Origin of the sequence: Nonomuraea sp. NPDC059023, assembly GCF_042740095.1 — a bacterium.
Lineage (GTDB): Bacteria > Actinomycetota > Actinomycetes > Streptosporangiales > Streptosporangiaceae > Nonomuraea.
Genome location: NZ_JBHYIO010000008.1, coordinates 328059 through 336376, shown reverse-complemented (window position 1 = coordinate 336376; position 8318 = coordinate 328059). Strand labels below are relative to the sequence as shown.

General features: G+C 73.9%; 9 protein-coding genes. All 9 read right to left on the bottom strand.

Features of this window, described 5'->3' with window-relative positions:
- Positions 1-80: 80 nt before the first annotated feature.
- A complete protein-coding gene (locus ACFWYW_RS17175; protein ID WP_379610211.1) occupies positions 81-602 on the bottom strand; it encodes a GNAT family N-acetyltransferase in 522 nt (173 codons plus the stop codon).
- A 20-nt stretch (positions 603-622) separates the two neighbouring features.
- Positions 623-1444 carry a phytanoyl-CoA dioxygenase family protein gene (locus ACFWYW_RS17170; protein WP_379610213.1) on the bottom strand — a complete coding sequence of 274 codons (822 nt, stop codon included), beginning with the start codon at positions 1442-1444 and terminating at the stop codon, positions 623-625.
- Between the two features lie 73 nt (positions 1445-1517).
- On the bottom strand, positions 1518-2303 hold the full coding sequence (locus ACFWYW_RS17165; RefSeq protein WP_379610214.1) for a PIG-L deacetylase family protein: 786 nt from the start codon (positions 2301-2303) through the stop codon (positions 1518-1520).
- Positions 2300-3484 carry a glycosyltransferase family 4 protein gene (locus tag ACFWYW_RS17160; protein WP_379610215.1) on the bottom strand — a complete coding sequence of 395 codons (1185 nt, stop codon included), beginning with the start codon at positions 3482-3484 and terminating at the stop codon, positions 2300-2302. The genes ACFWYW_RS17165 and ACFWYW_RS17160 overlap by 4 nt, the downstream gene beginning before the upstream one ends.
- Positions 3484-4614: an acyl-CoA dehydrogenase family protein gene (locus ACFWYW_RS17155; protein ID WP_379610216.1), complete on the bottom strand. Its 1131-nt coding sequence runs from the start codon at positions 4612-4614 to the stop codon at positions 3484-3486. The genes ACFWYW_RS17160 and ACFWYW_RS17155 overlap by 1 nt, the downstream gene beginning before the upstream one ends.
- Positions 4611-4850, bottom strand: a complete 240-nt coding sequence (locus ACFWYW_RS17150) for an acyl carrier protein (protein WP_379610217.1) — start codon at positions 4848-4850, stop codon at positions 4611-4613. Before ACFWYW_RS17150 ends, ACFWYW_RS17155 begins: the two co-directional genes overlap by 4 nt.
- A gap of 56 nt (positions 4851-4906) precedes the next feature.
- A complete protein-coding gene (locus tag ACFWYW_RS17145) occupies positions 4907-5767 on the bottom strand; it encodes a hypothetical protein (protein ID WP_379610218.1) in 861 nt (286 codons plus the stop codon).
- Positions 5764-7173: a condensation domain-containing protein gene (locus ACFWYW_RS17140; RefSeq protein WP_379610219.1), complete on the bottom strand. Its 1410-nt coding sequence runs from the start codon at positions 7171-7173 to the stop codon at positions 5764-5766. Before ACFWYW_RS17140 ends, ACFWYW_RS17145 begins: the two co-directional genes overlap by 4 nt.
- Positions 7173-8186: a streptomycin biosynthesis regulator gene (locus ACFWYW_RS17135; RefSeq protein WP_379610220.1), complete on the bottom strand. Its 1014-nt coding sequence runs from the start codon at positions 8184-8186 to the stop codon at positions 7173-7175. The genes ACFWYW_RS17140 and ACFWYW_RS17135 overlap by 1 nt, the downstream gene beginning before the upstream one ends.
- Between the last annotated feature and the right edge of the window lie 132 nt (positions 8187-8318).

Genomic DNA, 8318 nt, shown 5'->3' with positions numbered 1-8318 from the left:
GGGTGGAGTCCTCGGCGACCACCGTGACGCCGTCGTTCTGCAGGCTCATCATGCTCCCCAGGCGTTTCGCGGATGAATGCTCACTCGTAGTGGTTGAACACCACGGCGTCCTGCAGCCACGCGCTCCGCGCCCGCCAGAACGCCATGCCGTCCTTCCAGGTCGGGTTGACCTCGGCGCGGAACATCCGCGCCCGGCGCCGGCGAAACTCCGCGATCGCCGCCTCGACGAGCGCGGACCCGATGCCGCGGCGCCGGCTCTCCTGCCGGACGTAGAACTCGCGGACGGAGCCGATGCGGAAGTCGTTGACGGACTGGGTGTGGATCTCCCCGCTCAGGAATCCCTCCAGCTCGTGCCCGGTGCCGGCCACCAGGCAGAACGACAGCTCGTCGGTGAGCGCGGCCCGCAGCAGATCCCTGGTGCCCTCAAGCGGGTCGCGGGTGAACGCCTCCACCTCCGTCACCTCGGGCCGCGCCGGAACGGCCACGCCGGGCCCCCAGCGATCGTAGGAGAGCAGGGGCACATGCTCACCGGCGTTCAGGCCCCACAGCACCAGCACCTCTTCGACGTCCCGCTCGGTGATCGGACGGACCTCGTACGGCACATGCCCTCCCTGAGTGGTGCTCACTCCGCCCCGCCTTCCGACAGGGCGCCGACCGGGTGACCGACGTACTCGGCGGCCACCTCGACGGCCAGCGCCTCCACCTCGCCGCGTACCTCCGCTTCCAGCAGGACCGACGGCTCGGCGCGCAGCCAGGACGCGGCCAGCAGCAGCCACAACATCGGGCGGGCCGTGCCGGTCGTGTTCGTGGTGCCCCGGTGCCACAAGCGCACGTCGCGCACCAGCACGTCTCCGGCCCGCATCGCGACGCGCTCGGGTGGTCGTGCCCGCCGCCGTTCCTCCAGGAGTTCCTCGCGTACGCACAGCGAGCCGGGACGGTAGACGTCCTGGGAGGCCAGTTCGTGAGTGCCCGGCCAGACCTCGATGCTGCCGTTGTCCGCGCCGGTGTCCACCAGGGCGATGTTGACGGCCAGCATGAACGGCGGGTGCGCGGCCACGCTCCGCGGCCACAGCGGCTCCCAGTCGGCGTGGACCGGCTGCGGCCGGGAGCCGGGCAGCACGGTGTGCCCGTGGTAGCTGAGCACGCGGGGCTCGGCCAGCGGCTCGCGGCACAGGGCGAGCACGGCCGGATGGCCGAGGAACGCCGCCACGTGCCCGTCGCCGCCGCCGGGCGGCCGGTGCCGCATGTGGCCGTCGTCGTAGGCCCTGAGCACGTCGTGGTGGTCCACCAGCACAGGGACCTCCGCGAGCATGCGCGCACCGACCTCGCGGGCCATGCCGGCCAGGCCCGTACCGGTGAGCAGCACCGCGCCGTCGGCGGCGAGGGCCCCGGCCGCGGCGGGCAGCCACGCGGCCTGGCCGGGCGAGACGTCGAAGGACCGCACGGACGGGGACGGTGCCATAGGACCTCCGGCTCCGGAGTCGGGCAGGATGTTATCAACGGGCTTGGCGGACATGTCAATGATCTCCATCGGGGGGCGGGGCGGCGTCCCAGTGTCGTTCGGCCGGGCTGTCCCCGCCGGCCGCGCGGGCGTGTGCGAGCAACAGGTCCGGCCAGTCGTCGTCCCAGAGCATGGGGTGCTGTGACCGGTACGCGGCGGCGGCCTCGATCTTGCGCCGCCAGTCGTCGCCCGTCAGGGGCTCGACGGCCGCCGGACGGTGAGCGGGTTGTTCGAGCGCGTAGGGAAGGTCCTCGTACCAGCGGGCCCGCGGCCCGTCCGCGACGTCCCGCAGGGCCGCCGCGCAGCCTTGTGCCGTCAGCACGTGGTCGAGGTGACCGCCCACCGCCGCGGGCGCGTGCACCTCGTCCGGAGCCAGCCGGGAGATCCATTCGACCAGCTCGGCGGCGACGGCCTTCACCAGCGTGAGGTCGCCCGGCCCCGGCGGCGAGAACAGGTCGTCGCCCACGGCGCAGCGGGGCGACCCGCCGGGGCCGCGCCGGTACAGCGCCTCCAGGAAGTCCAGGTGGACCGGCTCGGCGCCCAGGACCGCGCAGGCCCGCCGGTCCTCTTCACGGCGCAGCCGCATGCCGTCGGCGGCCGTGCCGCCGATCGCGGGGCAGGCCTTACGCCACCAGCCGTGGTACTGCCCGGCGAACGGCGGCATCGGATCGCCCGCGCACCCGGCGAACACCGTCACCACCACGACCCGCGCTCCTCGGGCGTTCAGCGCGGCGATCGTGCCGCCACGCGACAGCACGGCGTCATCGAGATGCGCCGACACGACGAGCACCGTGCGGCTCACCGGACCACTCCCGCCAGCCGCGACCGCAGCAGGCGGTAGCGGCTCTCCCAGGTCAGCTCGCGCCCGCGGCCCAGCGCCCGCCGCCTCAGCTCGGCCCGCAGGCCCGGCTCGCGGACCAGGCGCCCGAGTTGCCGGGCGAGGTCGCCGGGCCGCCGGTAGTCGAAGTAGCGCACCGCGTCCCGCCCCACCTCCGGCACTCCCCCGCGCGCGCTCGCCAGGCAGGCCAGGCCGCTGGCCAGGCCCTCGGTCAGGACGAGAGGGCTGGCGTCCTCACACAGCGAGGGCACGCACAGCACGTCGGCCTCGCGGTACACCTGTCCGATGACGGCGCGGTCCACGAACGGCGAGAACTCCACCCGGTCACCCAGCAAGGAGGCGCGGTGCTTCACCTGCCGCTCGTAGCGGTCCGGCGCCGAGGACGCGTGCAGTTCCGCGTTGCCCACGATCCGCAGCCGGAATCGGGCGCCGGCGCGGGCCAGCTCCACGCAGGCGTTGATCAGCGCCATCGGCCCCTTCTCCGGGGCGAGCCGGCCGGTGAAGAGCACGACAGGCGCCTCCCCGTCCGGCCGCGGGCCGGGGTGGAACCTGGCCGGGTCGTGCCCGTTGTGCACCACCGCGACGGCCGACAGCGGCAGGCCGGTCCCGTCGAGGAAGCGCTCGGCCACGAACCGGCTCACGCACACCACCAAGTCCGCCTCGGCCACCACACGCGCCCGCTCGGCCGCCGGGAACGAACGGAACATGTCGGCGTGCAGGTACAGGCACACCCGCGCCCGCGGTCGCGTCCGCCGCAGCTCAGGGACGGCGGCGACCGCGTTGTGCAGCACGACCGGTCCGTCGAAGCCGGCCGGCAGCGCCTCCAGCGCCGGCCGGAAGAACCTGGCGTAGTGGGCGCGGCGCTCGCCCCGCCCGGCCGACGCGTCGTCCTCCCGCCGCTCGTGCTCCTCCAGCGTCTCGCCGGGGCTGTGGTAGGCCAGCAGCCGCGCCTCCCGCTCCGTGTGCTCCTCGCCGCGGTCGGCGACGATCACCGTGGCGCCGCCGTGCCTGGTGTGCTCGCGGGTGAGCTCGGCGGCGACTGTGCCGAGCGACCCGCCGCTGGCCGGCGAGTAGGCCTCGCCGGGCGGGAGCACGTGGGCCCAGGTCTCGCCGGGCGGGAGCGCATGGGACCGGGTCTCGACCATCAGCGCTCCCTGGCCACGAGGGCGAGCTGGGAGCTGATGGCCACCAGGCGCTCGTTGTTGATCATCAGGGGCGCGGACAGCAGGTCGCGCAGGAGCCGGGCCACGGAGAAGGGGCCCTCCTCGGAGTAGCCGGCCATGCCGCACGCCCGCATGGCCGCCAGCGCGACGTCCACCGCGACCTGCGACACGGCCAGCTTGAGCGCGTTGACCCGGAGCGTGAAGGCGACGGTCGGCTCCGCCGTCCCGGTCATGACGTCCTGCGTGTCCCTGGCCGCGGCGTCGAGTTGCGCCTCCAGGCCCGCCAGCCGCCAGCGCGTCTCGGCCAGGCTCGCGCTCGGCGGCCCCGCGGCCTCCCCGCGTGCCCTCGCGTGGCGCACGGCCCGGTCGGCGGCCTCGGCGGCCAGGCCGTACCAGACCCCGGACCACAGCACGTGGGACAGCGGGGTCATGACCCGGGCGACGAGGTCGCCGAACGGCACCGGCAGGATCCGCCACTCCTCGAACTCGGCGCGGACCCGCAGCGCCGGGCTGCACGTGCCGCGCATGCCGAGGGGGTTCCAGCCGCCCAGGACCTCCAGGCGCGTACGCGCGGAGTCGGCGAGCACCGCGACCTGGTCACTGGGCGGTGAGCCGGGGCCCCGGCGGGCGCTGACGAGCAGGGCGTCGGCCTCGACGCCGTACGAGACGGTGGTGGCGCGCTTGTCCAGGCGGGCGCCGGCGCCGTCGCGCTCGACCGCGCAGGAGCTGGTGCGCAGCGCGCCGCCGATGCCCGCCTCGCTGGTCGCGGAGGCGATGAGGAGCTGGTCGCGTACCACCCTGGTCACGGCTTCGCGCAGCTCCGGCGCTTGTTCGCCGGCCAGCAGGCAGGCGAGCTGCACCTGGTGCATCGCCCAGATCATGGCGGTGGCGCCGCAGCCGCGCGCCAGGGCCGCGGCCATGCCGGCGAGCGCGGGCACGTCCGCGCCGAGACCCCCGCGCTCCACCGGGGCCGCGGCGGCGAGCAGGCCGTGCGCGCGCAGGGCCGACAGCGCCTCCTTGGGAAAGCGCGCGTCCCTGTCGACCGCCGCCGCGTGCTCGGCCAGCACCCCATCGGCCAGTTCCCGGCAGGTCCGCCGCGGATCTCCGGTCATGGGCGGTCTTTCCCGTGCGTCAGGCCCATGACCGCGTCCGTGATCACGGCCAGCGACCGGAACGTCGCCCGGGTGAGCATCTCGTCGGGGAACTCGACGCGGAACTCGTCCTCCACCGCGACCATGACGCCCACCATGGCGAGCGACTCCATCCCCAGCTCCCACAGGTCGGCCCCGGCGTCGGCGGACTCGATGACGCCTGGCAGCAGGTCCTTCCTGACCAGCAGGTCGCGCACGCGGCGCTCCACGTGAGTTCGCTCGTCACCGTGTACGGCTCTCGCAGGCACCGCGTTCATCCTCTCGGTCCGGTCTGCACAACAGTCGCGAAGGACACCCCGGCCGGGCGGCCGGCGTCGAGTCCCACGGGCCCCATCTCCCCGGAGATGCGGGCGAGGACGGCGCCGGTGGAGCTCAGCACGCCCCACTCGGCGGGGTCGAGCAGCCCCCAGCGCAGCATCGCCCCCACGATCAGCGGATCGTGCGGCACCCACACCCCGTCGTTCTCGATCTCCGCCCAGTAGTGCAGGACGGAGAACGGCGGCGAGATGATCACGCCCTGGGCGAGGCGGATCGGCAGGCCGCGGCGGCGCCCCTCCCGCACCAGGAAGAGCGAGCCGCCCGTGCAGTCCGCGATGCCGGTGCGCCCGACGAAGTCCGGGTCGAGCCCGACCGTCATGGGCAGGCGCACGAACCGGACGCGGCCGAACTCCTCCAGCAGTTCGGCGGCGGGCGGCTCCGGCTTGGGCCAGGCGGCGGGCAGGTCGAAGTGAGCGACGGCCGAGCCTTCCGGGCACGGGGCCCATCCGGTCGGCAGCAGGACGTGGAAGTCGCAGGCCCGGTCCTCGCCTGGTTCGTGCGCGCACTCCGGCACGTACTCGATCTCGGCGCGCGTGGCCGTACCGGCGCGCAGGCCTTTCGCCCATGAGGGCGGGCCGAACGTCCACAGGGAACGCACGCCCAGGTCGAGTGAGACGTTGAGCAGGTCGAAGTGGTCGAAGCCGTCCGGGCCGCCGAGCCCGGCGGCGACCATGGCCCGCAGGACGTCGGGGGGCAGGCCGTATTCTCGCTCGGCCGAACTCCACGGCACCTCCGGGTTGCGGGCCTCGTCCGGGATCAGCCGCAGCGACCGCAGCGTCCCGCCGGGCACGCTCACGCCGTCGCCTCCGCTCGGGGCGGGGCGATGCCGGTCAGCGCGCCCACCTCGTCCAGGCGGACCTCGCCGAACGCCGACTCGACCAGCAGCCGCTCGATGCCGAGCAGCACGTCCCGCAGGGCGCCGGCGTCCAGGTAGCGGGCGTCGGCGTGCAGGGTCAGCCGCAGCATCTCGGGGGTGTCCTCGGCGTACAGCGCGAACTTCTCCTGCTCCACCGCGGGCTCCGGCCGGATGAGGCTGTCGCGCAGCGCGTGCCGCACGGCCGCCTCGTCGGCGGAGCCGATCAGCCGCCGGTCCGGGCGGGTCTCCTCGCGCATGTCGTTGAACACGCACGACAGGTCGAGCGGTACGCCGCGTTCCTCCTCGGCCGACCGGATGATCCGGCGCAGCTCCCGCTTGTCGTACAGGCTGTTGCGGTAGGCGCGCAGCGAGGCCGTCCAGGCCCGGGTGACGACGTCGCCGAAACTCGCCCCGCGCAGGTCCAGCGTGACGAGCGCGCCCTGGATCATGCAGGCGACGGCGCGCCGTTCCGGCTCCCGGGTGCGGTTGGCGCAGATGAGCTGGACGGCGCAGACCGGCATCCCGGTGTACGCGCCGAGCACCAGCCCCGTGGCCCCGAGCAGGATCGCCGTCCCGCTGACGTCGTGACGCTTCGCCTGGAGGTTCAGCGCGAGATCGGCGGCCCTGGAGAAGAGGACCGCCGCGTGGTAGGAGGGCGGGCCGGGCGCCGCGGCCGCGGGGAACATCGTGGGCGGCACCGTGGCCAGCCTGGCGCGCCAGTGGTCCAGCGCGCCCGCGAGCCGCCGGGCGCCCTCGCCGGAGCGTTCGTGGCGGGCCTGCTCCAGCGGCTGCCGGGCGGCGGGCCGCGGGGGCCGGTCCAGGCCTTTGGCCCTGGCCTCGATCATCGTGGCGAGGTCGGCGACGAGGTTGCGTACCCCGGTGCCGTCGGCGGCCGTGTGCGCGACGCTCAGCAGGACGGCCAGCGGCTCGCCGGCGCGGTGGAACACCGTGGGGCGTAACGGCAGCTCAGCGGACAGGTCCCACGGCAACCGCTCCACCACCTGGCGGCGTCCGGCCAGCGCCGCCCACAACCCCTCGCCGTCGGCGCCGAGGTCGGCCAGGTCCACCGGCAGCCGGCCCGCGCCGGTCACCGTCTGCGTCAGCCGGCCGCCGGCGTCCTCGGTCAGGAAGGTGCGGAGCGACTCGTGCCGGCACATCAGCGCGCCCAGCTCGTCCAGCACGTCCTCGACGGTGAGCCCGGACGGTATCTCCACCTCGCCGGACGGGTTGAAGAACGCCTCGCTCGGGTCCTTGCCGGTGATGTCCAGCCACATGGACACCTGCCCGCAGGTGGCGGGTCCCGATCCGGTGCTCTGCCCGGTGAACTCGGCCGATCGTCGTTCCACTACTGCCCCCTTGCCTGCGAGCGGGAGTGCGGCGGGCCCTCCGCCTGGTCATCGAGGCGTTCCCGTACGTCATGGGCGAAGTCGATCCAGATCTCCGCGCACTGCAGCGCCAGGTCGGCCACGATGGGAGCCAGGTGGGAGGGGACCGCGTCGAGCAGGTTCGGCTGCATGTCCTTGGCCGTCACGTGGATGTGCATCCAGCGGAGCAGGTGCCTGCCCGCCTCGGAAAGCCGTAGCGACGGGTCGCGCTGAATGGACTGCAGCCGCATGACCACATCGGTGGTCCGGTGCTCCGGGCGGCGGCGTTTGGTGGTGTTCGCGGTGTCGGGGGCGTCGGCGTGCCGTTCCGCGGTCTGTGCCGCCAGGGGGTCCTCACCACGCCGGATCCGCTGGCGTACGGCGTGCGCGGTGCCGACCGAGACCGCCGCGTCCTGCGCGATCTTCCGCAGGGAGGCATCGGGGTTGGCGGCGATCACGAGGGCCGCGCGCACCCGGCCCTCCTCGGCGTTCAGCGGGCGGCGGCGGCCGTCCTTGCCGACGCGGGCGTTCAACTGTGGGAAATCCACGGTCGAGCACCGGCGCAGTCCGCTCACCGTTTTCGCCGACAGCCCCGTGACCTCGGCGATCGACCGGTCGGACATGCCGGGGTGGGATTCGATGATGCGTAGCGCCGCCGCGCGCCGGTCCTGCAGCGACAGCGGCAGGCCGTGGGTGGCGTTGGCCCGTACCGCCGCCAGGAAGACCGCTTCCTCGCCGCCCTCGAAGAAGCGCGCGTCGATCATCTGCCGGCCGTTGAGTATGGCGGCGCCGAGCCGGTGCATCCCGTCGATGACGCGCATGGTCTCGCGGTGCACGAGGATGGGCGGGAGCTCGGTCTCGACGGCGGCCAGCCGGCGGACGTGTTCCTCGTCCACGCCGAGCAGGCGTGGCGAGTCTCCCCTTTTCAGAAGCTTGATATGCAGCGCGTATACCTGGCGCGTGTCGTCGTTGTCGCGTTCCGATTCAACTCCCACGTTACTCCCGGTGTGTGAGACGGCCACCGGTGCTAGCCCACGACGGTGTGGACGACGGCTTGCGAGGGCCATATAAGAGCACACAAGATCGCACTCAGTCCATAACCCCCACTGCGGTCGATCCGTTTCCCG